General features: G+C 30.4%; 1 protein-coding gene. It reads right to left on the reverse strand.

Features of this window, described 5'->3' with window-relative positions:
• Positions 1-42: 42 nt before the first annotated feature.
• Entirely contained in the window at positions 43-1,008 is a 966-nt protein-coding gene (locus C8N26_RS00105; RefSeq protein ID WP_120185524.1) for an IS110 family RNA-guided transposase, read from the reverse strand.
• Between the last annotated feature and the right edge of the window lie 212 nt (positions 1,009-1,220).

Below are 1,220 nucleotides of genomic sequence, written 5' to 3' on the forward strand. Positions count from 1 at the left end.
AACAAAGAACTGAGGTAAAAAACAAGTAAATTTTATACTTTTTTAAACCAAAGTACTTTTATAATTTGCATCATAAGGTAAACCACTTTTTACTATTGCAAAAGCTTGTTTTAGCAGCTTATTACATACCGCTATTAAAGCAAGTTTTTTACTCTTTCCCTTAGCTACAATTCGGTCATAAAGTTCTCTACATGCTTTGTTATACTTACAAGCATTAAAACTACACATAAACAATAAATTTCTAAGCTTTGGATTACCCATTTTACTTATTCGTGGTCTTCCTTTTATACTACTTCCTGATTCTCTAATTGTAGGTGTAATACCTGCGTAACTACAAAGCTCCTTTGCTGATGTAAAACGCTTAAATCCATCGGTAAAAACTAATAACATTAATGCTGTTTTACCCCCTATTCCTGGTATAGACTTTAATAAAGTTACTTCTTCTTGATAGCTCTTTTTTACATTCTCTAGCAACAAATCTTCTAATTTAACCATCTCTTTTTGTATGTTTTTTAGCTGTCTTTTTAAGGAAGCAACTACCAATTTCGATGGAGTTCCTAATACTGATTCGCCATGAAGCTTATTCTTTAATTGAGTAGATTGTTTCGTATAAACTCCCAATAAACGTACTATTTGTAAACTTTCTTGTTGATCCTTACTCTCTCCTTTCCATATAGAAGGATCTTGACTTACACCATAATTATATAACTGCTTTGCATCACTCTTATCCGTCTTTACTTTTGATAAATTCATTTGAATAAAACGTTTTACTTTCAACGGATTTTCTACTGATACCAAAACTCCTTTTTCTATTAAAAAATAAGCTAATCGTACATGATAGTAACCTGTCGCCTCCATTATACAATGAGTTAAATCACTCGTGATTAACAACAACTCTTTAAAGCCTGATTCATCATTTTTAAATTGATACCAATTACCTTGATAATCATACACATCTAAAACATCTTTACTTACATCGATTCCTAAAAATTGTTTATTTTTACTCATAAGAAAAAAAGGATTGGAAAGAAAACACTACCAACAATTCAACAACTTGAAAACGAGATCTTGGTCTCATAGAACTGAACGAATTCGAAGTAGTAAAAGCGTAGGGATTATCAATGTTGACGAAATCTAGGTTTCAACGTATAACATAACCTTACTCTACGCTTTTTTCTTTCTGATTTATATTACTAAATTTAAACAATTGCTAACTTAAG

Source organism: Tenacibaculum lutimaris, from assembly GCF_003610735.1.
In the GTDB taxonomy this organism is placed as follows: Bacteria; Bacteroidota; Bacteroidia; order Flavobacteriales; family Flavobacteriaceae; genus Polaribacter; species Polaribacter lutimaris.